1 protein-coding gene is annotated in these 292 nt (G+C 42.5%); it reads left to right on the plus strand.

What is annotated here, in order from left to right:
- Positions 1 to 292: tyrosine-type recombinase/integrase (locus LI241_RS15630; protein WP_227161107.1), on the plus strand; the 292-nt coding region annotated here is incomplete at both ends.

The following is a 292-nucleotide window of genomic DNA, read 5'->3' on the forward strand; positions in this document are numbered from 1 at the left end:
TATTATATTGAAACGCCTAAAACAAAGAGCGGAATAAGGCAAGTGCCATTAAGCAAGGAAACGATACAAGCATTTCAACGAGTGATGAAAAAACGCCCAAAGGCAGAACCATTTGTGATAGACGGACGGAGCAATTTCTTATTTGTCAACCATAAGGGCAAGCCCAAAGTTGCGATTGATTACAACGCCTTATTTGTCCGTATGGTAAAGAAATACAACAAGCACCACAAGGACAAACCCTTGCCACATATCACACCGCATACGCTACGCCATACATTCTGCACAAGACTGG

It is taken from the genome of Longicatena sp. 210702-DFI.1.196 (assembly GCF_020563125.1).
Lineage (GTDB): Bacteria > Bacillota_I > Bacilli_A > Erysipelotrichales > Erysipelotrichaceae > Longicatena > Longicatena caecimuris.